The sequence below is a fragment of the Christiangramia portivictoriae DSM 23547 genome (genome assembly GCF_000423045.1).
GTDB classification, from domain to species: domain Bacteria; phylum Bacteroidota; class Bacteroidia; order Flavobacteriales; family Flavobacteriaceae; genus Christiangramia; species Christiangramia portivictoriae.
The window spans coordinates 1-23252 of the sequence record NZ_AUHF01000001.1; the positions used below are offsets into that span (position 1 = coordinate 1).

Consider the following 23252-nt stretch of genomic DNA (forward strand, 5'->3'; position numbering starts at 1 on the left):
CAAATCCCTTTAATTTAGCAACAGCAGCTACCTCAAAAGCCCAAAAACCAAAGAAAAATTTTCCTCCATCTTGTGTTTTCGTGCTTTCAAGTCCCATTTCACTTCCATACTTATTATAACTCTTAAGCCAGTATTTTTTTAAGTATTGCTCAATCATTATTTTACAGGTATCTAAATTCCGTTCTAAAATGATCTCTCTTAATCTTTTAAATTTTTGAGGAATCATAAAAAACCGTGTATAACTTTCCTCAACCAAATTTTGATCTTCATCAAATACATGATTAATGTAATAGTTGAAAATCAAGTCTTGTACCTCACACTCTTTAATTATGGTAGATACCGTTTTGCTTCCTTTTTCAGATTCTAAAAGAATAGAGATACTAAAAAACCAAAGTATATTCACATAATTATCATATTTAAATTCATTTAATTCCTTACGATTTCTACCCACATATACTTTTAAGGCTTCTTTATTCCATCTATTCTTCAATGTTTTATTCAGTTCTTCGAATGAAATGTTTAATTCGGTATTATCTTCTCCTTTTGAATACCTAGCAATCCACGATTTTAAAGCTATACTGAAGACTGCAAAATTATTTAGATTTCTCCTGTGAGGACTCAAATCTTTATCTAAGCTTTGTATATTGATTTCATTTAGAATACTAAAATTATCCAGAGTGCTTTGAAAATCAAATTTTTCCATTTTTATAATATTTAAAGATCCGGATAATAATGATTTATAGGGTAGCCTGACTCATCAACATATTTATAGGAAGTTTTACCGTCAGGCCATACATAAGCAACCACTCTTTCATAATTTTCCCTAACAATTTTATACAAACTTTCGTCATTTCCAAGTGCTTCCAATAGTCTTGAATCTTCCGGTGAAAAATCGATCCATTCATCACTCATTTGCCTAGTCCCATTTGTCAAAGTAATCATATTTGTACCGTTATACTTCGTTTCTACAATCGCGTATTTTTGGGTATTAGGATTCCAGAAAATATGACCTATGCCCTGATGGCTGTCTGTTAGTGTGGTTACTTTGTGTTTATGTATAGCGGTATAACCTTTTTCGAACCACTTAACATCTACAACAGCCTCGGCCCAATTACCTTTATGTTGACGAATATAATTAGCCACTAAATTAATATGATCATCCATCAATTTTCGCTGGGATTTTCAATAGTACCTCTAACTATTCTTTTTACTCTGAATGATAAAATGTATTGTTTCTCAAAGTTAAAAACTTTATCAAATTCTTAGTAGCTATAGGTATAATGGCCTTCTTATAGTGAACATTAGTAAGTAGTTACGAATATATCCAATTTCTTTAATATACGGTATGGTCTAAAAAAGCTTCGTTTGCCCATCCTTGTATTCCTCATGCAACTTACAGTTTAGACTGGGTTTTTTACGATCCTGCAGATACATTTTGCGAGCAATTTTAAATTGCTGCTTTACCTGTTCAGCAAACTGTCCTTCTCCCTTCATACGGGTGCCAAACCTGCTATCATTCAGACTACCTCCATGTATGTTGGCAATCTGGTTTAAAACCTTATCTGCCCGGTCTGGCATGGATTTCCTGATCCAGTCTGTAAAGATCTCTCCAATACTTCCATTCAGTCGCACGATCGTATAACCTACACCCAGCGCACCTCGATTAGCAACCTCCCTTACCAGCGGCATAATTTCGTGATTGTTGATTGATGGTATAATAGGCGCCATCATCACACTTACGGGAACATTTGCTGCCGCCAGTTTTTCTACTGTTTCCAGTCTTTTTTTGATACTGGCGGTCCTTGGCTCCAGCACTCTACGGGTATGTTCCTGCAGCGTGGTGATACTGATATTTACATGTACAAGCCGGTCCTGAGCCAGTTCTCTTAGAATATCCAGATCGCGTAAGATGAGGGAATTCTTCGTGATCATACCAACAGGGTGCCGGTACTTCAGAAAGGTTTGCAGCAAACTTCTGGTAATTTTGAGTTCCTTTTCAATTGGCTGGTAACAATCGGTATTTCCAGACAGGACGATAGGTCGTGCCTGCCAGGATTTGCTCTTCAGCTTTTTCTCTAAAAGTTCAACCGAATTTCTTTTGACCAGGATCTTCTGTTCAAAGTCCAGACCCGCACTATAACCCCAGAATTCGTGACTGTTACGGGCATAGCAATAAATACAGCCATGTTCACAACCCTGATAAGGATTCAGGGAAAAATCCATTCCCACATCGGGACTGGTTACTTTATTCACGATTGTTTTTGGAAAAGTTTCAATGGTAGTCGTCTTAAAATTGACCGCCTCTTCGCCTTCCGCATCGCAATAGTTGAGATAATCGTCACGTGTCTCGTGACTGTGCGCATCAAATTTGTTATTTACATTTTTTTGTGCCCCTCTACCTTTGATAAAATCCTCATAACTCATAATCCAAAATTATGGAATTATTCCTTTTTAATGGATTTTATCCTAGTTAAAATTCAAAGAAATAGCTCCTTCTTCAAACCATATTTTCAGAAAGGAGCCTGTATTCTATTTGTTTGGAAAGTCGGCTTTACGCTTATTTAGAAATGCTGAAGTACCCTCTTTAAAATCATCAGTACCAAAGCTATCTCCGAAACCTTTTACTTCCACCTGAAATCCATCAATACCATCCTCAAAGTTTGCATTGATCGCTTTGATCGCGGTAGAAATGGCAACCATGGAATTTTTCATGATCTTCTGAGCCAGACTTACAGCCAGTTCCATTAATTCTTCCTGGGAAGTTACATGGTTTACCAGGTTGTATTGCAGCGCCTGGTTGGCATCAATCATTCCGGCGGTCATGATCATTTCCATCGCCCGACCTTTTCCTACCAGTTGCGGCAGTCTTTGAGTTCCACCATATCCCGGGATCACTCCAAGAGATACTTCCGGAAGACCCATTTTCGCATTGTCACTGGCAATTCTAAAATGAGCTGCCATGGCGAGTTCGAGTCCGCCACCGAGAGCAAAACCATTTACCGCTGCGATCACCGGCTTTGGAAAATTGGCTACATAATCAAACAACTTTTCCTGTCCATCTGCCGCGAGTTTCTTTCCTTCTTTTGGTGAATAGTCTGCAAACTCGCTAATATCGGCACCGGCCACAAAAGCTTTTTCGCCGCTTCCGGTGATGATCACCACTTTTACCTCGTCATTATCTTTCGCGGCTTTAAAAGCCTGGTGAAGCTCAAGAATCGTCTCTCTATTAAGAGCATTCAGCTTCTTTGGTCGATCTATCGTGATCGTTAATATTTCATTTTCAATCTCTTCTAAAATGTTCTGATAACTCATAATCTTTATTTTGGAAATCGTACGTTAAAGATAGTGCCTTTATTTTGTTTGGAAACGAAGCTAATCGTCCCGTTATAAGTTTCCACGATATTTTTTACCATGGCAAGGCCCAATCCCATTCCGCTTGATTTCGTGGTGAATTTTGGTTCAAAAACCTTCGTTTTATTTTCTTCGGAAATACCCATTCCATTATCGGAAACCGAAATAAGAACAGTGTTCTCCTCTTCTTCGACAGACACCAGAATTCGTGGATCTTCCACATCCTGAAGTGCCTGAGTAGCATTTTTAACCAGGTTGGTCACTACCCGAATTAACTGGGTTCGATCGAATTTTGCCAGAATCTCTTCCTGGTCACATTGAAATTCAATGTATTTCTCATTAAAAATGTCCAGTGCCAGTTTTACTATTTTAGGCACATTAAGGGTTTCATTCTGTTGTGCGGGCATTTTTGCAAAGTTCGAGAATGCGGAAGCAATAGAACTCATCGTATCTATCTGGTTGATAAGTGTCTCGCTGTATTCGTTCACTTTATGCTGAATATCGGGATCTTCCACATCAAAATTACGCTGAAAACTTTGTACACTCAACCGCATGGGTGTTAACGGATTCTTGATCTCATGCGCTACCTGCTTGGCCATTTCCCGCCAGGCTTGTTCCCGCTCATTCGTAGCCAATTTTACGGCACTTTCCTCCAGCTCATCGATCATACTGTTATAGGCTGAAACCAATGCGTAGATCTCTTCTGTAGCATTGGAGAGTTCGATCTTCTGGTTGCGTTTGTCCAGTCTGGTCTGGTTGATCTTTTCTGAAATGATCTTAAGCGATTTGGTGATATATTTTGAAAGAAAGAAAGACAGAATAATAGCGATCAAAAGCATGAAGAGATACACCTCAGCCATACGCACCAGGAAATTGTTCAGATCCCGGTTGAGCAGGCTGTCATCCTGCACATACGGTAAATAGAGTATCGCAAGAGGTTTGAATTTCCCATCGGTAATATAACTGTATGAGGACTGGTATTTTTGTCCATTCACTTCCGTCTTATCAAGATAATGTTTGGTCGTGGTCGCATCAAGCTTTTTCAGTACACTTTCCGGGATACTTACGGTCGTGGAATCTTTAAAAAAAGATTCGTTGGATTTGATAATAAGGCTTCCGTCGAGATCGTAAATATGGATCTGCATTTCATGTACTTCAGCCATTTCATCAATCTTATCCCTTTCAGTAAAAATAGGTTCAAGATTCTCTGTGTCTACAACATAAGTAGTGCTGGCAAGTACGAATTTGATGTTTTCAAGGATCGCCCTTTGTTTACGCTCCAGCCGCTCTTCGTGATAACTTTCTGCTTCCTGTTTATATTGGTAGACCGTTACCCCAAAAATCAGAATAGACGCCCCCAGAACCAAAAGGATCATGGAAATAAATATTCTGGTTCGTAAGGATAACTTAAGCATTTTCATATAAGGCAGGCTTCGCTTCTAGGCAACAATTATTGAACCATTTCAGGCGTTGGGATTTCTGGATCGAATTCCTTTATATAATTTGATTCCCAGCATCAACATGATTCCGAGAACAAAAATTCCCAGGACACCATAGATCCAGTTGATCGCATCGCGCACGATCACTAGGAAAATCACTGAAAACAGGATAAGCGTGCTTCCCTCATTCCAGATGCGCATTCCATTCGATGTCCATTTAACAATCCCTTCCTGCAGTTCTTTGAAAATTAAATGGGTTTTGAAATGATAGGCAAACAACAGCACGACAAATCCAAGCTTTACATGCATCCAGGGTTGCTCGAGCCAGCCGGGAGCCATCGCCAGTAAAGTGAAAGCGAATGCGCTCGCCAGGATCGCAGAAGGCCAGGTAATAATGAACCAGAGTCGTTTCGCCATCAACTTTAGCTGATCTCCAAGAATCGTTTTATCGGGTTCTGGCTTCTCTGCAGCTTCGATCTGGTAAACAAATAAGCGCGGAATATAAAAAAGCCCGGCAAACCACGTAATTACAAAAATAAGGTGCAGGGCTTTGATATAATTATAGTACTCCATTTAGTCTTCAGTCTCCACGAATAGATAATTAAGATCCATCGCATTAAATTCCTTATTAAATGCTTTTACTTCTTCTTCTAAAAGCTGGTCAAATTTATTCAATTCTTCGTTGATACTGGCAGTAAGTTGGTCTTTAACTGCAATATCCTGCTGAGTTGGTGGAAAATCGTCCATTCCCACAAGACTGTTTAAATGTGCCAGTTTATTGGTGAGTTTTATCGGGAAATTCAACGGATCCTGGTTACTGCGATTTTTGGTCTGGTAAAGCGCATTTTCAATTTCTGAAAGTTGTTCGCTCAGAGTTTTCGCCTTTTCCAGCAGTGGTTTTACCTGCTCATTGTTTTTATACTGCTTCTGAAAATCCTGCAATTGCGCATCGACCTTTCTCATCTTTTTGATGGATTGGTGAGCTTTGTCTACGGTTTCATTCACGCTGGTAATGAAGTCATATTGTTTTTGCATACCTGCCTGGTCGGTTTCAGCATTCGCATCTGCCAGAATCTCGAAATCCTGAGTCATCACCTCATCTTCCACTTCCAGAACTACTTTATAATTTCCGGGAACCGCCTGTGGAGCATCTGTACTTGCCCACCAAAGGATCATTCCGTCAAGTCTTTCAGCGCCTTTACCACGCATATCCCAAACATGTTGATTCGCTCCTTTACTTACTTCCAGCTTATTCTTTTTTGCATTGGAAGAAAAGCTTTGGATCGTATCATTTTCAGCATTCAAATAGCTTAGTTTCACTTTCTTCCCTTCAGGATCCTTCAGAAAAAAATAGGTCATTACTCCGGCAGGATGGTTCGTCCCGCTTGTCGCACTTTCCCGGGATCTGCCATCCATTCGATAGGAAGGTTTCGGCTTGAATAAATGATCCTGATCCTTTTCTACTGAATTCAACTGGTGTAACAGGCTTAAATCATCAATGATCCAGAGACTTCTTCCCTGCGTAGCCACGATCAAATTGTTTTCTTTAATGGCAAGATCGGTAACTGGAACAATTGGCAGATTTAACTGAAAAGACCTCCAGTTTTCTCCATTATCGAATGAAATATACATCCCGGTTTCAGTCCCTGCATAAAGCAAGCCTTGCTTCTCAGGATCTTCACGAACCACCCTGGTAAAATGTTCCGAAGAAATTCCCGAGGTGATCTTTTTCCAGGACTTTCCGAAGTTGGTCGTTTTATATAAATAAGGAGCGAAATCTCCCAGTTTGTACCTGGTTCCGGCGATATAAGCGGTGCCTTCATCAAAAACCGAAGGTTCAATGCTATTGATCATCATCCACTCCGGCATTCCTTTAGGAGTTACATTTTCCCAGTTTTTTCCTCCATCCCTGGAAACATGAATCAGGCCGTCGTCACTTCCAGTCCAGAGCAAACCCTCCTTTAAAGGCGACTCTGCAGCAGCGAAAATAGTACTGTAATATTCTACGGAAGTATTATCCTGAGTGATAGGTCCTCCTGAAGACTTTTGTTTTGATTTATCATTTCTCGTAAGATCTGGACTAATTTCTTCCCAGCTTTCCCCCTCATTCGTGGTCATATGCAAGTGATTGGACGCGGTATACAATTTATCAGGATCATGCGGAGAGAAGAAAATAGGGAAATTCCACTGGAAACGATATTTAAGATTTTCGGCTCCATGACCCATTGGATTGTCTGGCCAGACACTAATACTTCTTACCGTCCCGGTTTCATGATTGTACCTGGTTAGGAATCCGTCATAACTTCCACCATACACGATCTCAGGATTTTCAGGATCCACGGCAATATGCGCGCTTTCTCCTCCGGCTGTAGATTCCCAGTCGGCTTCGCCAATACTTCCGCCTTCTGTTCTATGACGTATTCTTACCGTAGAATTATCCTGCTGTGCCGCGTAAATTCTATACGGAAATGAATTATCTGTGGTAACCCTGTAAAACTGGGAAGTTGGCTGATTGTGATATGTACTCCAGGTTTCCCCGCCATCGTAAGTAATCTGTGCGCCACCATCATCTCCCATAATCATACGCTGTGGGTCTTCCGGAGCGATCCATAGATCATGGTGATCTCCGTGCGGCGCATTGGCAGAACTGTAAGTCTTCCCGCCATCTGTACTCGTATGATAATTCACATTGAGCACATATACCTTGTCTTCATCTTCAGAGTCGGCATAAATACGTGTATAATACCAGGCACGTTGTCTCAGGCTGCGATCATCATTAATCAAATTCCAGGTTTCACCGGCATCGTCACTGCGATAAACGCCTCCTTTTTCTTTATTTTCAACAATAGCCCAGACTCGTTCGCTATTCGCCGGAGAAACGGTCACGCCAATGATCCCTAACGTATCCTGAGGAAATCCATTATTTTCTGAAATTTCCTTCCAGGTTTCTCCGCTATCTGTACTTTTCCATAAAGCCGATCCTTCTCCTCCACTACTAAGACTATAAGGTGTACGCTGCACGTTCCAGGTACTCGCGTATAAAACCCGCGGATTGTTAGGATCCATGATGAGGTCTACCGCGCCGGCATCTGCGTTAGAAAAAAGTACTTTTTTCCAGTTCTTTCCACCATCGGTAGATTTGTAAACGCCGCGATCTTCGGTTGGTTTGTAGATATTTCCAAGTACCGCTGCATAAACCGTATTGTAATCCTTCGGATGAATTACGATCCTGGGAACATGCCGACTGTTTTTCAATCCAGCGGTAGTCCAGGTCTTCCCGGCATCTTCGGTTTTCCAGATTCCGTAGCCAGAAGAGACATTTCCACGAACTGTTTTTTCTCCACCTCCCACATACATTACATTTGGATCACTTTCTGCTACTTCTATAGCTCCTATGGAACCTCCAAAATAACCATCAGAAATATTGCTCCAGCTACGACCTCCATTGGTCGTTTTCCATACACCACCGCCCGCGGCCCCAAAATAGAAAAGATTAGGCTTGCCGGGAACACCGGTTACGGCAGCACTTCGTCCACCTCGAAACGGACCAATTAGACGATATTCCAAAGCGCTGTAAAGTTCTTCGGAATTTTCCTGCGCAATATGTTTTTGTGAATTGAAGAGAATGGCGATCAGTAAAAGAACTGAGAGCCTGAGTAGAGATTGGTTCATAGAAAATCGTTTAGTCTGCTTTAAAGATAAGGATTTACTATAATTTTCAAGCTTCTGAAGTTTACCTGAGTGTATGCCGAATTTCACGATTCAGGAAATAGGCGGTAATGATGGTAGAAAGTACATCGGCAATAGGAAACGAGATCCAGACGCCAAGCTCTCCGTAATACTTCGGAAGAAAGAGAATAAGCGGAATAAATATAAATCCCTGCCTGGAAAGAGTTAGCAAAAACGCGGGCATGGCTTTGCCAATCGCCTGAAAGTAAGCAGCGCCAATCAGCTGGACCGTCACAATTGGAATTGCTGCAAAAACCCAGCGCATGGCTGAAGGTGTTTGCTCCAGAATACTTGGTTCGGTAGTAAATATTGCGACAATATCTGGCGCGAAAATCATGATGCCGGCAAAGATCAAAAGTCCCATCAGGAACGAATACAGGATCGCTGTATTCACACTTTTTCGAACCCGACTGAAGTTTTCTGCACCATAATTGAAACCGGCAATGGGCAAAAATCCCTGGGTAACTCCAAGTACAGGGAAAAGCGCGAACATAAGCATTCGAGCGATAATGGCGTAAACAGTGATCGACTCTTCACCACCAAGATCAAACAGGATATTGTTCATAAGCAAATAGGTTACACTTACCACCGCCTGCCTGGCCAGCGTAACCACTCCCAGTGCCGATATTTCCTTCAGAATAGGAAAATCCATATTGAAATGAGAGAAACTGATCTTTAATTCTGAATTCTTAGATAGAAAGAACCAGATGATATAAGCCATACAAAAGAAATACGAAGCGGTGGTTGCCAGAGCAGCACCTTCCATTCCCATATTCAGCTTATTGATGAGTATATAATCAAGAATTAGATTGGCTACAGAGGGAATGATCATCGCGATCATGGCAAAACGAGGCTTTCCCTCAGCCCGAATGACGTTGTTCCCCATCATAGCCAGAGCTAGCATGGGCACGCCACACAAAACGATGATATAATAGATCTTTGCAGGATCGAAGATCTCTCCCATCCCTCCAAACGCTGGAATAAGTTCATCGACAAAGATTAATCCCGGGATGACCAGGCCTATCGATAGCAGTAAGGTGAGCGTGATCTGGTTTCCAAAGGTTCGTAAGGCTTTGGAATCATCATTGGCTCCAAGCGCCCGGGAAATTATAGAACTTCCACCTATCCCGATAGCCATTCCCAATGCCGCTATAAAAAAGGAAACCGGCAGTACCACATTGATCGCTGCGATGGCGATTGGTCCTATCCAGTTACCAACAAAAATGGTATCTACCAGGATGTTCAAAGACATTACAAGTATCCCAACAGATGCCGGTAATGCCTGCTGGATAAGTAATTTACCGATGGGTTTATCACCCAGCGCTTTGGAGTTTCGCACGGCCATTAAGCCTCCACCGGAGTTGGCTGGGTTGCCCATTCATCGATCCACCTGGATAATACTTTCACCCAGTCCTCACGATCGTTCAAACATGGAACTACAGAAAATTCTTTTCCACCAACTTCATGAAAGATTTCTTCACCTTCCATAGCAATTTCTTCCAAAGTTTCCAGACAATCTGAGACGAAAGCCGGAGTTACAATGGCTAATTTTTTCATACCCTGTTTTCCAAATCTTTCGATGGTTCTATCTGTATAAGGTTTTAACCATGGATCGAATCCTAATCGTGACTGGAAGGAAACGCTATAGGTATTGGGCTTCATTCCTAAATGTTCTGCAACCAACCTTGTGGTTTCAAAGCACTGGTGGCGATAACAAAACTGGTGAGCGGTTGACGCCGTCTGGCAACAGGAGCCGTCTATCTTACAATGTGAACTGGTCACATCGCTTTTGCGAATATGCCTTTCTGGAACACCATGATATGAGAATAGCAAATGTTCATATTCCTTACCTTCAAGATTTTCAGCAATGCTGTTTGCCAAAGTTCTTACATAATCTGGATGATTATAAAATGGTGGAACCGTGGTAAAGCTCATTTCCGGAAAAAATTCTTTACGCAATTCTTCAGCAAGGACCAGAATGGTTTCGGTAGTGGCCATAGCGAATTGTGGATACAATGGGAAAAGCAGCACTTCGTCCACTCCCTTATCCTTCAATTCCTGTAAACCCTGTTTGATATTCGGTGTTCCATACCGCATTGCCAGTGCAATTGGTACAGAGGTTTTTTCATCGATCTTGCTCTGGAGTCTTTCAGAAAGTACAATGAGCGGGGAACCTTCATCCCACCAAATCTTCTTGTAAGCTTCAGCAGATTTTTTAGGACGGGTGTTCAATACAATTCCTTTTACCAGCAGTGTCCTTGCCCAGTATGGCACATCGATCACTCGCTCATCCATAAGGAATTCACCTAAATATTTCTTGACATCTTTGGGGTCGGTACTGTCTGGAGAACCCAGATTTACCAGCAATACGCCTTTACTCATAATTTTTCTTTTTCAGCTCAAAAATAATACTAACTGGTCTATTGAAATACCATTTATAATTAGTGTTCTCTATGATTCAATAATCGTTTAGCTAACCGACAATGTATATTTCTTCGGCGTGGTTCCAAATTTCTTTTTAAAACCGGCAATAAAGTGACTCGCCGTACTGTAACCAACCTTCAATCCTACTTCATTTACATTATATTCACCCGTTTCCAAAAGCTTTCGTGCATATTCCATTTTATAGTCAAACAGAAAGCTATAAACCGAATCACCATAAATTTGCTTAAAACCTTCTTTCAGTTTTTTCAGGCTAAGCCCAATTTCATCTGAAAGTTCCTGCAAGGATGGTGGCTCAGCCATTCTTGCGATCACGATATCCTTGGCTCTCCTTATTTTTTTGATATTCTCCTCATCACTAAGGAAAGGACACTGTTCCAGGTCTGGATTTTCCGCTTTATTAAAATACAGACTCAGCAACTCAAAAGCTTTTGCTTTAAAATAGAGATTCTTGATACTGGGAGTTAAATTAAAATTCATGATCTGGTTCAACACCACCGCAGTAGATGGCGATACCTGAGCGTCCTTATAGTATTTTTTATCCTTGTTGTCGCCACTCAAAAAGGTGATATAATCTGCTTCCTGGGAAAACAATGCATGGAACTTTTTAATGGAAATAACCAGTGAAATCAACCAGCTCTCCTTTTCCATGGATAGATGCAGTGGTAAATCACGCTGTGGATTGTACAGAAGCAGTGAATTCTCCTCAGGAAGCGGCAATTCGTAGCTGCCATTATTGAAAAGAAATTTGCTGTTTCCCTTTACATTAAAGTGAAATTGTATAAAACTATTATCGATCTCGCGAGACATGATTTTTGTCTCATCTGTATCATTCTGAAACTTCAGAATATAGAATCCATCCTCGATCTTGATCTCTTCTGAAATACTTACAGCGTTATTTTTTATGATTTCCTCCATCTTCTGAAAATTTATTTATTTAGAATCAATCTAAACAAATCTATTCCTAACAGCTTTGTTTACTACAAAAATAGCGCATTTTCAAGATAGTGACTTTAAAAAGCTGATAAATATCATCTATCGACACATTTAGTGCTTCCAGCGTTACTTTTTGAAATAGTCATCTGTTATTTTTGCAAACGTATTTCCAAATCGATACATGGAAGATTATCATATTTCTAGAGGTAAGCATTTTTATACGATAGGTTTAAGCTACAAAAAGGCTGATGCCGAGATCCGGGGACATTTCAGTCTTTCGGAGCAGGGCAAGGAAAATCTGCTGAAACAGGCAGGCAGGGAAGGTATCGATGGCATCCTGGTAACCTCCACCTGTAATCGTACTGAAATCTATGGTTTTGCAGAACATCCTTTTCAATTGATCAAATTACTGTGTGAGCATACACATGGCACGGTGGAGGAGTTCGAGAAAGTAGCTTATGTTTATAAGAATAAACAGGCGATCGCCCATATCTTCAGGGTTGGAACAGGACTGGACAGCCAGATCCTGGGGGACTTTGAAATTATCAGTCAGTTAAAAGTAGCCTTTGTACGTTCCAAAAAACTGGGACTGGTAAATGCCTTCCTGGAAAGACTGGTAAATGCGGTGATACAGGCCAGTAAAAGAATTAAGAACGAAACAGAGATTTCAAGTGGAGCGACTTCAGTTTCATTTGCCTCTGTACAGTATATATTAAAGAATATCGAGAATGTTTCAGACAAGAACATTCTTCTCTTCGGAACAGGGAAAATTGGGCGTAATACCTGTGAAAACCTGGTAAAGCACACCCGGAATAATCATATTACCTTAATCAACAGGACCAAGGACAAAGCTGAAAAGGTTGCGGGTAAGTTTGATCTTATTGTAAAGGATTATGCAGATCTCCAGGCAGAGATCAGGAACAGTGATATTCTGATCGTCGCCACCGGAGCTCAGAATCCTACTGTTTCCAAAGAACTTATCTATTCCAAGAAAGACCTTTTGATCCTTGATCTTTCTATCCCGAAGAACGTTTCCGAAGATGTTGAAGAATTGCCGAACGTGCAGTTGATCCATCTTGATCATTTATCGCAAATGACCGATGAAACACTGGAAAGAAGGAAACAATTTATTCCGCAGGCAAAAGAGATCATTGCTGAAGTTGAAAACGACTTTAATCAATGGCTGGAAACAAGAAAGTTCGCTCCAACGATCAAAGCTTTAAAGAAAAAGCTGAGGTCTATGAAGGATGATGAACTGGATTTCCAGCGCAAAAAAATGTCTGATTTCAATGATGAACATGCTGAAATTGTAAGCAATCGTATCATACAGAAGATCATGAAACATTTTGCCAATCACCTCAAGGAAGATACAGAAACTACGAATGAAAGCCTGGAATTGATCCACAAGGTCTTTCAACTCGAAGAAGTTAGCAAATGAGCAAAATAATTCGAATTGGCACTCGCGATAGTGAACTGGCGATGTGGCAGGCCCGCACCGTACAGAACGCACTGGAACGAACCGGTCATCAAAGTGAGCTGGTGCCTGTAAAATCTACTGGCGACCTCAATTTAGATCAACCTTTATATGAAATGGGAATCACCGGGATTTTCACAAAAACCCTGGATGTTGCTATGATCAAAGGGGAAGTAGATATTGCGGTTCACTCCATGAAAGATGTACCTACCGCCCTTCCGAAAGGGATCGTTGAAGCTGCAGTGATGAAGCGGGCCAGCAATAAGGATATTCTGGTTCATAAAGGGATCGATTTCCTGGAAAATAAATTGGGAAAGATCGCTACTGGTAGCCTGCGACGGAAAGCACAATGGCTGCACAGATACCCTGAACACCAGGTCGTGGATCTTCGTGGGAACGTGAACACGAGAATGCAGAAATTACAGGATAATGACTGGAATGGAGCCATTTTCGCAGCGGCCGGACTGGAACGTATCGAGATCAAACCAGATAATTATATAGATCTTAACTGGATGATCCCGGCACCAGCTCAGGGTGCAATGCTTATCGTAGCCATGGAAAAAGACGAAGAAAGCCGTAAAGCACTGGCTCTTTTAAACCACCGGGAATCGCAAATTTGCGTCCATGTAGAACGTGAATTTCTTAAAGTTCTGGAAGGTGGTTGTACTGCTCCCATAGGAGCACTGGCTAAAATTCAGGATGAGCATATTCATTTTCACGGCGCACTTTTCAGCCTGGATGGATCCAGAAAAATTGAAGTGGAAAAGAGCGTTCCGGTAGCACAGGCAGAGAATTTAGGAAAGTTCTGCGCTCAGGAAGTTTTAAATAACGGAGGCCGTGAATTGATGCAACATATTAAATCTGCCTTAAATAATTAATGAATGCCTACGGTACTATCCACGAAAAAACTTGCGCTCAACCAGAAGGAACTGCTTCTAAACAGTGGCATAGGTTTTACAGAATATGATGCTATCGCTATAGAATTCGTAGATGTTGATTTGCCCGAACAAAAGGTTGAAAATGCGATTTTTACCAGCAAGAATTCTTTAAAGGCGATCAAATCAAAGAACCTGGATATTACCCGTTGTTTCTGTGTGGGAAGTAAAACAGCGGCAATGGCTGAGCAAATGGGATTTAAGGTTGTAGAAACCACTGCAAATGCTCGGGAGCTGGCTGAAATTATCATTCGCACTTATCCTGATAAGAACTTCAGGTTTTTCTGCGGAAATTCAAGACGGGATGAACTTCCGGAAATGCTTCAGCTGCAAAATATAGTGCTTGAAGAAGTTGAAGTTTATCGAACTAATTTAAATATTCAGGAATTTCGTTCAGATTATGACGGGATCCTGTTTTACAGCCCTAGTGGCGTGAAAAGCTTCACCAGTAAAAATAATTTGAATTCCATCGCATTCTGTATTGGAGGCACTACAGCTTCCGAAGCAAAAAAACATACTACCCGCATCGTGACTCCGGGAACTCCCGGTATCGAGAACCTGATCGCCGCGGTAGCAAAAACATTTAGAAAAGAATTAAAACATCAGCAATGATCAAGAATGACCTTTTTTTGAAAGCCCTTAGAGGTGAAAGCGTAGAACGTCCACCAGTCTGGATGATGAGACAGGCAGGACGATATCTTCCTGATTTCATGAAACTCAAGGAGAAATACGATTTTTTCACCCGTTGCCGCACTCCTGAACTTGCTACTGAAATTACAGTAATGCCCATTCGCCAGATAGGTCCCGATGCCGCTATACTTTTTAGCGACATTCTTGTGGTCCCACAGGCAATGAACGTCGATGTGGAAATGAAGCCTGGTGTAGGCCCGTGGTTGCCAAATCCAGTAGATACTGCTGCAAAAGTTGACCAGGTGATCGTCCCAGATGTGAACGAAACTCTCGATTATGTATTTGACGCGATCAAACTCACAAAACAGGAATTAAACGATGAAGTACCGCTTATTGGATTTGCTGGTTCTCCATGGACAATTCTATGCTACTGTGTGCAGGGACAGGGATCAAAAACCTTTGACAAGGCGAAAAGATTCTGTTTTATGGAGCCTATCGCCGCGCATAAATTGCTTCAGAAAATAACCGACACTACCATCGCCTATCTGAAAGAAAAGGTTAGAGCCGGTGTAGATGCCGTGCAGCTTTTCGATTCCTGGGGAGGATTGCTGGAGCCTAAGGATTATAAAGAATTTTCGTGGCAGTACATGCAACAGATCATCGATGCTCTTAATGATGAAGTTCCTGTCATTGCCTATGGAAAGGGTTGCTGGTTTGCCCTGAAGGACATGTCGCAATCTGGAGCAGCAGCACTTGGTGTGGACTGGACCTGTGAAGCGCGAAATGCCCGCTATTTAAGTGGCGGACAAATCACTTTGCAGGGGAATTTTGATCCCGCGAGGCTGTATTCCAAACCTATAGAGATTAAATACATGGTAAATGATATGATCAAAGCCTTCGGAAAAGATCGTTATATCGCCAACCTTGGACATGGTATTTTACCAGATATTCCGGTAGACAATGCGAAAGCTTTTGTGAATGCCGTAAAGGAATACAGAGAGTAACTATCATCCAGAATTAACAGAACCATAACCAAGCTGAAAAGCCTTCATAAGTATGAAAGAACAATTTTACAGATACATCGAACAATTGCAGGATGCCATCACTTCGAAACTGGAGGAGATCGATGGCGCTGCTAAATTTAAAGAAGATATCTGGAAAAGAAATGAAGGCGGTGGCGGTAGAACCCGGGTAATCGAAAATGGAAATGTTTTCGAAAAAGGAGGTGTGAACATCTCCGCAGTGCATGGGCCACTTGCTCCGGCGATGCAAAGCTATTTCAAAGTTGGGGACGTGGACTTTTTTGCCTGCGGACTCAGCCTTGTCCTGCATCCCAAAAACCCAATGGTTCCAACGGTTCATGCCAACTGGCGCTATTTCGAAATGTATGAAAAAGACGGTACCGTGATCGACCAGTGGTTTGGTGGCGGCCAGGATCTTACTCCCTATTACCTTTTCGAAGAAGATGCAAAACATTTTCACTACACATGTAAGAAAGCATGTAATCCTCATGGATTCTCATTCTATTCAGACTTCAAGAAAAAGTGCGATGAATACTTCTGGAATGCACATAGAAATGAAGCCAGGGGAATTGGCGGACTTTTCTTCGATTATTTAAAAGAGAATGACCGTATGAAGATTGCCGACTGGTATGATTTCGTGACCGATGTTGGTAATTCATTTTTACAGGCATATGTCCCGATCGTAGAAAAGCGCAAGAATTTATCTTATTCTGAAGAAAATAGAAAATGGCAGGAAATTCGTCGCGGTCGCTACGTAGAGTTCAATCTCGTACATGATAAAGGAACTTTGTTCGGCCTAAAAACCAACGGAAGAATAGAAAGCATCCTGATGAGTCTGCCACCTCACGTACAATGGGTGTATGACCATCATCCAGAACCGGGAAGTGAAGAAGAAAAACTCATACAGGTACTTGAAAGACCAGTGGACTGGGTCTAAAAAATAGTCACACAGCAATCCAAAAAAAAATTGAAACAATGCTTAGAAGAAACCGAAGACTACGTACAAACGAATCTATAAGATCACTGGTAAGAGAAACATTTATTTCTCCAAACGATTTCCTGGTGCCCCTTTTTGTGGTTGAAGGAAAACAGGTAAAAGAGGAGATCGCCTCCATGCCTGGTTATTATAGATATAGTCTTGATCTTCTCAAACAGGAAATCAAAGAATTATGGAGCCTTGGATTAAAGTCGGTTTTACTGTTCGTAAAAGTACCGGATAAGCTGAAAGACAACGCGGGTACTGAAGCTATAAATCCGGAAGGATTGATGCAAAGAGCGATAAAAACGGTAAAAGACGTCGCTCCGGAATTGCTGGTAATGACAGATGTCGCCCTGGATCCATATTCCTCTTATGGTCACGACGGGATCGTTAACGATGGTAAAATCCTAAACGATGATACCACCGCAATTCTGGCAGAAATGGCGCTTTCGCATGCTCAGGCAGGAGCAGATTTCGTAGCGCCCAGTGATATGATGGATGGTCGCATCTTTGAAATGCGAACCTTGCTGGAAGATGAAGGCTACCACGATACTGGCATCATGAGCTATTCTGCGAAGTACGCTTCTGCATTTTATGGTCCGTTTAGAGATGCGCTGGACTCAGCTCCAGGCTTTGGTGATAAGAAAACCTACCAGATGGATCCTGCCAATCGTGATGAAGCCATCAAGGAAACTTTGATGGACATTGAAGAAGGTGCAGATATCGTGATGGTGAAACCAGGTCTTTGTTACCTGGATATCGTTCGTGACATTAAAAATACTGTAAATGTACCGGTTGCCGTTTACCAGGTAAGCGGAGAATATGCCATGATCAAAGCCGCAGCAGAGAAAGGATGGCTGGACCACGACGCCGTGATCCTGGAACAGTTAACGGCTATAAAGCGTGCTGGAGCGAATATGATCGCCTCCTACTTCGCAAAAGATGCGGTGAAATTAATTTCCTGATTTTTAGAAAAAAAATAAGATTCCTTCGGTTTACAGAATTGGTTTTTGACGTAATATTACTGCATGAAATCCAGTAAATTTTTATGGATAAACTTCCTGCTGCTTCAGGTATTCCTGCTAGGCGGTACGAATGTTTATGCTACTGGAATTTCTTCGGAAGTTAAATCCAATAAGTCTGCCAGCGAATTTCAGATTGATCAGTCTCGTAGTAATGAGGATGCTTATCTTATTGATGAAGCCTTTTCTTTATCTGAAGAAGTTAATTCTAAAGACTCCTGTTTTTTCAAATTCTTCGGAAGTTCTGATCGTATTAATGAGGTATATTCAGAAGAAAATGAAGGGCTACAGCTCTTCAAAAATTCCAGGTTTCAATCTTACCTGAAAAAAATTCTCTATCCGTTCCATGGTTTCTGGTAAATAGAATGAATTATATCATGCTGATTAAGGTTTGAAGACCTGAAAAGCACTTTTTATTTCATTTTAAATACTAAAAATCATTATGGATACCATATCTCTTATTCTAGGGCTGGGACTTCTGGCTCTTTTCGCAATACCTATTTTATATCTTATTTTAAAAAGCAATGCTCAAACCTCTAAAGTGAAGCAAAGAACGTATGATTTTGCTGCTCAAAACAAGCTTAAAATCAACGACCTTGAACAGGTGGGCGACACGACCTTAGCCCTGGACCTGGATAATAAAAAAATCATTTTAAGCAAATACGATAAGGATCAATTTGAAATCATTGATCTTTCTCAATATGCGGCAATTCGTTTACAACAGGATTTACAGGCAGGAAAATCCGGGAAAATTCAATTTCTGGCTTTAAATCTTTCTAACAGTCATCAACAAAGCTCAAAGTCTATTTGTTTCTATGATGAAGCCGGAAGTGATATCCTGGCGCCGGAAATACGACTGCAGCAGGCCCGAAAATGGGAAACAAAGATAGCTTCCCTTATCGCCGCTTAGTATACAGTCTATTTTTCAGAAAGGTCTTTCGAATTGGAAAGACCTTTTTGTTTTATAATTTCTTTGTAAATTTTTGAATTGAGAATACATAAATTAGCCAGTCTAACTTATTTAAGTGCATGGGATTACTAATCATTTTTGCCGTATTATCGATATTTTTCTCTTTTATGTGTTCCATTCTGGAAGCCACATTATTGAGCATAACACCCTCTTATATCAAGATCAGGAAAAAAGAAGGTAAAACCTACGCCAAAGAACTCGCCAATCTTAAGAAAGATATAGATAAGCCGCTTATCGCAATCCTAACCATCAATACCATTGCACATACTGTGGGAGCAATTCTTGTGGGTGTTCAGGCTGAAAAGACCTTTGGTGATGGAGGTAATTCTGTAATGATCGTCTCTGCCATCATGACTCTGGCAATTTTGATCCTTTCAGAAATTATTCCGAAGACGATTGGAGCCACTTACTGGCAGTCTTTAGGCAATTTCACTGCCAAAGCGTTAAAGATCATGATCTTCCCGCTGAAATATACCGGAATCCTGTGGCTTATGATGCTCACAACCAAACTTATTGGGAAATCTGCTCATGTAAGCACGATGAGTCGTGAGGAATTTGCCGCGATCACCGATGCTGCGGAAGAGGAAGGTGTTTTCGAAGAAAGTGAAACCACCGTGATCAAGAACCTGCTCGTTTTTAAGTCCATTGAAGCCAAGGATGTGATGACACCATTTTCTGTAGCGATCGTAGAGGACGAAAGTATGAGCCTGAGCGATTTCTATTCCAATCATAAAAACCTGAAATTCTCAAGAATTCCCGTATACAAAACAAAGTCCAATAACGTCTCTGGATTTATTCTGAAGGATGACGTTCTGGAAGCAATGATCGATGAACACGGTGACCAACCTTTGAGCAATATCAAAAGGGATATTTTGGTGACCAATGACAATACACCTATTCCAGAATTGTTCGAGATCTTCGTGGAAAAACGTGCTCATATATCCATGATCGTGGATGAATTTGGTAATACAACCGGAATTGTGACCATGGAGGATATTATAGAAACGCTTTTAGGCCTGGAGATCATGGACGAAAGTGATAGTGTGGAAGACATGCAGGTGCTGGCCAGAAAGAACTGGGAACGCCGCGCTAAACGCCTTGGGCTCATCCAGAGAAAACAGGACCAGGAGACAGCTTCAACTACAGAGAACAGCGATCAATCTGATGTCGAGGAAACAGGCAAACATTAGAACTCCACTTGGCATTGCCACCATCATTGGGGATAAACACGGAATTCAGCAAATAAAACTCGATGAAGTTTCTGTGGAATCTTCAGAAATACCTGAAGTGCTGGAGTCGGCTGTACTTCAGCTCCAGCAATATTTTTCAGGAGAAAGACAGGAATTTGATCTGAAACTGAATCCGGAAGGAACCGATTTTCAGAAGAAAGTCTGGAAAGAACTTAGCTATATCCCATATGGAACTACCCATTCATACCTTGAACTATCCCGTAAATTAGGCGATGAGAAAGCCATTAGAGCCGTTGCTGCCGCCAATGGGAAAAATCCGCTTTGGATCGTTGTTCCCTGTCATCGTGTAATTGGAATTGACGGTTCTTTAACTGGCTATGCTGGTGGCCTGCATCGCAAGAAATGGTTACTGGAACTGGAAAACCCGCCATTGCAGCAAAGTCTGTTCTAAATTCGCTATTTTCAATACATGAAAAAGATTTTCAAGCTACTCCTCTACATTGCGTTATTTATCGTTGTTCTTTCCATTGGTCTCTATGTGACAGGATATGGATATATTCTGCGAGCAGTACAAACCACTTATTTAAACGGACACAAAACTGCTTTTATCGATGATCATCCCTACTTCGAAAATGCCGTTATAAAGAATGGGGAAAATGTTCAGGAATGGCCGCTCTCAAAGGACTATAATAGTTTCGATGCGACCAGAAGTCTGGACAGTCTTCATGGCGAACTGGGATCTGCCGCATTTTTGATCATTCAGAATGACAGTCTGGTCTACGAAAATTATTACCAGGAATACGGGGCTGCGAGCCAGACAAACTCCTTTTCCATGGCGAAAAGTGTGGTGACATTACTTATGTACAAGGCGATTCAGGATGGATATCTTGAAAATGTCGAGCAACCTGTAGAAAACTTTTTCCCTCAGTTCGACAAAAGCCTCAAAATTGGAGACCTTTCTTCAATGGCTTCCGGGCTTAACTGGAATGAAAATTATTACAATCCTTTTGCGTCTACCGCCCGCGCTTACTTCGGAAAAGATATCCGGGAACAGGTACTGGATTTGAAAGTGATCAAGACTCCGGGGAAGGAATTTGAATATCTGAGCGGGAATACACAATTGCTGGCGATGGTCATCGAAAAGGCCACCGGAAAAACCCTGAGTAATTACCTCAGCGAAAGTTTCTGGAAACCTATGGGAATGAACGACAATGCACACTGGCAATTGGATAGCAAGGAATCTGCGATGGAAAAAGCGTATTGCTGTATCGCTACCAACGCTAGAAATTTCGGGAAATTTGGAAAATTATTATTGAATAATGGACGGTGGAATGACGAGCAACTGCTGGACGCTGCCTATATAGCCCAGCTTTCACAACCAAGGTTCGAAGCCTCACCATACTATGGTTACGGCTTCTGGCTAAGCGATTATAAAGATAAAGAGATTTATTATATGCGTGGTATTCTAGGACAATATGTGATTATAATTCCTGAGGATGAGCTCGTCATCGTTAGATTGGGTGAAAAGCTCATTCGAAAGGATAATGATAAACATTATGAAGATTTCTATCGTTATATAGATGAGACTTACAAGATGCTCGAAAACCGAAATCTATAAAGCTACCGTATAGAATAAAAAAAGCCGGAATAAATCCGGCTTTGAATTTATAATTGCATTTCAGGAATATCGCCTTCGACGATGAGTTTTCCTTCCGTGGCATTTTGAACGTCTTCCACGCTCACACCCGGTGCCGTTTCCAGCAATTTAAAGCCATTATCGGTTACTTCTATCACTGCCAGGTTTGTTACGATTTTAGTCACGCATCCAACGCCTGTGAGCGGCAGAGAACATCTTTTAAGCAATTTGGATTCTCCGGCCTTATTGGTATGCATCATGGCCACGATGATATTTTCTGCTGAAGCCACCAAATCCATGGCGCCTCCCATTCCTTTTACCATTTTGCCCGGGATCTTCCAGTTGGCGATATCTCCGTTTTCAGCAACTTCCATAGCTCCAAGAATCGTAAGATCGACATGCTTCCCTCTAATCATTCCAAAACTGGTGGCAGAATCAAAGAAACTTGCTCCTGGTCTGGCAGTAATGGTCTGTTTCCCGGCATTAATAAGATCGGCGTCTTCTTCTCCATCTATAGGAAATGGTCCCATTCCCAGAATTCCATTTTCGCTTTGAAATTCCACCTGTATATCATCACGAACAAAGTTGGCAACCAGTGTTGGAATCCCTATCCCAAGATTTACGTAATATCCATCTTTTACTTCTTTAGCAATTCGCTTTGCTATTCCGTTTTTATCTAGTGCCATTCCTTAATCTTTTTGTCTAACCGTACGTTGTTCAATTCTTTTCTCATAATTCTTACCCTGGAAGATCCTTTGCACGAAAATTCCCGGAACGTGAATATGGTTTGGATCCAGTTCTCCTGGTTCTACAAGTTCTTCCACTTCAGCTACGGTGATCTTTGCTGCACCACACATGACCGGGTTAAAATTTCTAGCAGTTCCTTTAAAAACAAGATTGCCGGCTTTATCTCCTTTCCAGGCTTTTACAAAGGCGAAATCTGCCTTGAAAGCTTCTTCTAGAACATACATTTTCCCGTCAAATTCACGGGTTTCCTTGTCTTCAGCAACTTCAGTTCCATAACCTGCTGGTGTATAGATCGCTGGAAAACCCTGTTGTGCTGCTTGGCATCTGGCTGCAAGCGTTCCCTGCGGAATCAATTCCACCTCCAGTTCACCGCTAAGCATTTGTTTTTCGAATATGGCATTCTCTCCTACATATGAAGAAACCATTTTATCGATCTGTTTCTTGTGAAGTAATTGCCCAAGCCCAAAATCGTCTACACCTGCATTATTGGAAATACAGGTTAGATTTTTAATATTAAGGCGTACCAGTTCAGAAATGGCGTTCTCCGGAATTCCGCAGAGTCCGAATCCACCAAGCATAAAAGTCATTCCGTCTTCTACACCTTCAGTAGCCTTCTGTACGCTATCAACCGTTTTTATGATCATTATTTTCAGAATTTAATCCGAAAATACAAAATTTAAAAGGTCGATACAACGCCTGAAGTCGGCATAATTGAACATTCCAGAATTTTTAGACTGAAATTCTGCGAAT

At 41.4% G+C, this 23252-nt stretch carries 23 protein-coding genes; 11 read left to right on the forward strand and 12 right to left on the reverse strand.

Annotation, left to right across the window (positions count from 1 at the left end):
- The 10 genes from G529_RS0100005 to G529_RS0100050 all read right to left on the reverse strand — a co-directional run.
- On the reverse strand, positions 1-703 hold a 703-nt coding region (locus G529_RS0100005; protein WP_026913570.1), incomplete at its 3' end, for a PoNe immunity protein domain-containing protein.
- Between the two features lie 11 nt (positions 704-714).
- A complete protein-coding gene (locus G529_RS0100010) occupies positions 715-1164 on the reverse strand; it encodes a hypothetical protein (RefSeq protein WP_026913571.1) in 450 nt (149 codons plus the stop codon).
- A gap of 186 nt (positions 1165-1350) precedes the next feature.
- Entirely contained in the window at positions 1351-2424 is a 1074-nt protein-coding gene (locus G529_RS0100015; RefSeq protein WP_026913572.1) for a PA0069 family radical SAM protein, read from the reverse strand.
- Between the two features lie 105 nt (positions 2425-2529).
- Positions 2530-3312 (reverse strand): enoyl-CoA hydratase/isomerase family protein, encoded by a 783-nt coding sequence (locus G529_RS0100020; protein ID WP_026913573.1) that lies wholly within the window; start codon positions 3310-3312, stop codon positions 2530-2532.
- 5 nt (positions 3313-3317) lie between these two features.
- Positions 3318-4772: a sensor histidine kinase gene (locus G529_RS0100025; protein WP_026913574.1), complete on the reverse strand. Its 1455-nt coding sequence runs from the start codon at positions 4770-4772 to the stop codon at positions 3318-3320.
- 42 nt (positions 4773-4814) lie between these two features.
- Positions 4815-5363 carry a CopD family protein gene (locus G529_RS0100030; protein ID WP_026913575.1) on the reverse strand — a complete coding sequence of 183 codons (549 nt, stop codon included), beginning with the start codon at positions 5361-5363 and terminating at the stop codon, positions 4815-4817.
- Entirely contained in the window at positions 5364-8462 is a 3099-nt protein-coding gene (locus G529_RS0100035) for a WD40/YVTN/BNR-like repeat-containing protein (protein WP_026913576.1), read from the reverse strand.
- A 61-nt stretch (positions 8463-8523) separates the two neighbouring features.
- Positions 8524-9864, reverse strand: coding sequence for an MATE family efflux transporter (locus G529_RS0100040; protein WP_026913577.1), 1341 nt, complete (start codon positions 9862-9864; stop codon positions 8524-8526).
- Positions 9864-10901 (reverse strand): ferrochelatase, encoded by a 1038-nt coding sequence (hemH, locus tag G529_RS0100045; protein WP_026913578.1) that lies wholly within the window; start codon positions 10899-10901, stop codon positions 9864-9866. The genes G529_RS0100040 and hemH overlap by 1 nt, the downstream gene beginning before the upstream one ends.
- An 87-nt stretch (positions 10902-10988) precedes the next feature.
- Positions 10989-11879 (reverse strand): AraC family transcriptional regulator, encoded by an 891-nt coding sequence (locus tag G529_RS0100050; RefSeq protein ID WP_026913579.1) that lies wholly within the window; start codon positions 11877-11879, stop codon positions 10989-10991.
- 199 nt (positions 11880-12078) lie between these two features.
- Here G529_RS0100050 and hemA point away from each other — a divergent pair, with 199 nt between their 5' ends.
- The 11 genes from hemA (at position 12079) to G529_RS0100105 (ending at position 21737) form a co-directional block, all read left to right on the forward strand.
- Positions 12079-13335, forward strand: a complete 1257-nt coding sequence (hemA, locus tag G529_RS0100055) for a glutamyl-tRNA reductase (RefSeq protein WP_026913580.1) — start codon at positions 12079-12081, stop codon at positions 13333-13335.
- Entirely contained in the window at positions 13332-14249 is a 918-nt protein-coding gene (hemC, locus tag G529_RS0100060) for a hydroxymethylbilane synthase (RefSeq protein WP_026913581.1), read from the forward strand. The genes hemA and hemC overlap by 4 nt, the downstream gene beginning before the upstream one ends.
- A 3-nt stretch (positions 14250-14252) precedes the next feature.
- Positions 14253-14918, forward strand: coding sequence for a uroporphyrinogen-III synthase (locus G529_RS0100065; RefSeq protein WP_026913582.1), 666 nt, complete (start codon positions 14253-14255; stop codon positions 14916-14918).
- A complete protein-coding gene (hemE, locus tag G529_RS0100070; RefSeq protein WP_026913583.1) occupies positions 14915-15940 on the forward strand; it encodes a uroporphyrinogen decarboxylase in 1026 nt (341 codons plus the stop codon). The genes G529_RS0100065 and hemE overlap by 4 nt, the downstream gene beginning before the upstream one ends.
- Before the next feature lie 52 nt (positions 15941-15992).
- Positions 15993-16895, forward strand: coding sequence for an oxygen-dependent coproporphyrinogen oxidase (hemF, locus tag G529_RS0100075; RefSeq protein ID WP_026913584.1), 903 nt, complete (start codon positions 15993-15995; stop codon positions 16893-16895).
- Positions 16896-16933: 38 nt separating this feature from the next.
- A complete protein-coding gene (gene hemB, locus G529_RS0100080) occupies positions 16934-17902 on the forward strand; it encodes a porphobilinogen synthase (RefSeq protein WP_026913585.1) in 969 nt (322 codons plus the stop codon).
- A gap of 63 nt (positions 17903-17965) precedes the next feature.
- Positions 17966-18319, forward strand: coding sequence for a hypothetical protein (locus G529_RS0100085; RefSeq protein WP_026913586.1), 354 nt, complete (start codon positions 17966-17968; stop codon positions 18317-18319).
- An 82-nt stretch (positions 18320-18401) separates the two neighbouring features.
- The gene (locus G529_RS0100090) at positions 18402-18869 is read left to right on the forward strand and encodes a hypothetical protein (RefSeq protein ID WP_026913587.1); all 468 of its coding nucleotides are present in this window, start codon (positions 18402-18404) and stop codon (positions 18867-18869) included.
- Positions 18870-18988: 119 nt separating this feature from the next.
- On the forward strand, positions 18989-20119 hold the full coding sequence (locus G529_RS0100095) for a CNNM domain-containing protein (RefSeq protein WP_026913588.1): 1131 nt from the start codon (positions 18989-18991) through the stop codon (positions 20117-20119).
- Complete coding sequence (locus tag G529_RS0100100) at positions 20094-20570, forward strand: methylated-DNA--[protein]-cysteine S-methyltransferase (protein WP_035695358.1); 477 nt, start codon at positions 20094-20096, stop codon at positions 20568-20570. The genes G529_RS0100095 and G529_RS0100100 overlap by 26 nt, the downstream gene beginning before the upstream one ends.
- 18 nt (positions 20571-20588) lie before the next feature.
- A complete protein-coding gene (locus tag G529_RS0100105; protein ID WP_157514508.1) occupies positions 20589-21737 on the forward strand; it encodes a serine hydrolase domain-containing protein in 1149 nt (382 codons plus the stop codon).
- Between the two features lie 47 nt (positions 21738-21784).
- Here G529_RS0100105 and G529_RS0100110 read toward each other — a convergent pair whose 3' ends face one another.
- Together G529_RS0100110 and G529_RS0100115 are read right to left on the reverse strand one after the other, a co-directional pair.
- On the reverse strand, positions 21785-22441 hold the full coding sequence (locus G529_RS0100110; RefSeq protein ID WP_026913591.1) for a CoA transferase subunit B: 657 nt from the start codon (positions 22439-22441) through the stop codon (positions 21785-21787).
- Between the two features lie 3 nt (positions 22442-22444).
- Entirely contained in the window at positions 22445-23146 is a 702-nt protein-coding gene (locus G529_RS0100115; protein ID WP_026913592.1) for a CoA transferase subunit A, read from the reverse strand.
- Positions 23147-23252 lie beyond the last annotated feature (106 nt).

What these genes read in the sequence shown, in the direction of transcription:
- G529_RS0100010 (WP_026913571.1), bottom strand. Translation starts at nt 1,164, where the DNA reads ATGGATGATCATATTAATTTAGTGGCTAATTATATTCGTCAACATAAA.
- G529_RS0100015 (WP_026913572.1), bottom strand. Translation starts at nt 2,424, where the DNA reads ATGAGTTATGAGGATTTTATCAAAGGTAGAGGGGCACAAAAAAATGTA.
- G529_RS0100020 (WP_026913573.1), bottom strand. Translation starts at nt 3,312, where the DNA reads ATGAGTTATCAGAACATTTTAGAAGAGATTGAAAATGAAATATTAACG.
- G529_RS0100025 (WP_026913574.1), bottom strand. Translation starts at nt 4,772, where the DNA reads ATGAAAATGCTTAAGTTATCCTTACGAACCAGAATATTTATTTCCATG.
- G529_RS0100030 (WP_026913575.1), bottom strand. Translation starts at nt 5,363, where the DNA reads ATGGAGTACTATAATTATATCAAAGCCCTGCACCTTATTTTTGTAATT.
- G529_RS0100035 (WP_026913576.1), bottom strand. Translation starts at nt 8,462, where the DNA reads ATGAACCAATCTCTACTCAGGCTCTCAGTTCTTTTACTGATCGCCATT.
- G529_RS0100040 (WP_026913577.1), bottom strand. Translation starts at nt 9,864, where the DNA reads ATGGCCGTGCGAAACTCCAAAGCGCTGGGTGATAAACCCATCGGTAAA.
- hemH (WP_026913578.1), bottom strand. Translation starts at nt 10,901, where the DNA reads ATGAGTAAAGGCGTATTGCTGGTAAATCTGGGTTCTCCAGACAGTACC.
- G529_RS0100050 (WP_026913579.1), bottom strand. Translation starts at nt 11,879, where the DNA reads ATGGAGGAAATCATAAAAAATAACGCTGTAAGTATTTCAGAAGAGATC.
- hemA (WP_026913580.1), top strand. Translation starts at nt 12,079, where the DNA reads ATGGAAGATTATCATATTTCTAGAGGTAAGCATTTTTATACGATAGGT.
- hemC (WP_026913581.1), top strand. Translation starts at nt 13,332, where the DNA reads ATGAGCAAAATAATTCGAATTGGCACTCGCGATAGTGAACTGGCGATG.
- G529_RS0100065 (WP_026913582.1), top strand. Translation starts at nt 14,253, where the DNA reads ATGCCTACGGTACTATCCACGAAAAAACTTGCGCTCAACCAGAAGGAA.
- hemE (WP_026913583.1), top strand. Translation starts at nt 14,915, where the DNA reads ATGATCAAGAATGACCTTTTTTTGAAAGCCCTTAGAGGTGAAAGCGTA.
- hemF (WP_026913584.1), top strand. Translation starts at nt 15,993, where the DNA reads ATGAAAGAACAATTTTACAGATACATCGAACAATTGCAGGATGCCATC.
- hemB (WP_026913585.1), top strand. Translation starts at nt 16,934, where the DNA reads ATGCTTAGAAGAAACCGAAGACTACGTACAAACGAATCTATAAGATCA.
- G529_RS0100085 (WP_026913586.1), top strand. Translation starts at nt 17,966, where the DNA reads ATGAAATCCAGTAAATTTTTATGGATAAACTTCCTGCTGCTTCAGGTA.
- G529_RS0100090 (WP_026913587.1), top strand. Translation starts at nt 18,402, where the DNA reads ATGGATACCATATCTCTTATTCTAGGGCTGGGACTTCTGGCTCTTTTC.
- G529_RS0100095 (WP_026913588.1), top strand. Translation starts at nt 18,989, where the DNA reads ATGGGATTACTAATCATTTTTGCCGTATTATCGATATTTTTCTCTTTT.
- G529_RS0100100 (WP_035695358.1), top strand. Translation starts at nt 20,094, where the DNA reads ATGTCGAGGAAACAGGCAAACATTAGAACTCCACTTGGCATTGCCACC.
- G529_RS0100105 (WP_157514508.1), top strand. Translation starts at nt 20,589, where the DNA reads ATGAAAAAGATTTTCAAGCTACTCCTCTACATTGCGTTATTTATCGTT.
- G529_RS0100110 (WP_026913591.1), bottom strand. Translation starts at nt 22,441, where the DNA reads ATGGCACTAGATAAAAACGGAATAGCAAAGCGAATTGCTAAAGAAGTA.
- G529_RS0100115 (WP_026913592.1), bottom strand. Translation starts at nt 23,146, where the DNA reads ATGATCATAAAAACGGTTGATAGCGTACAGAAGGCTACTGAAGGTGTA.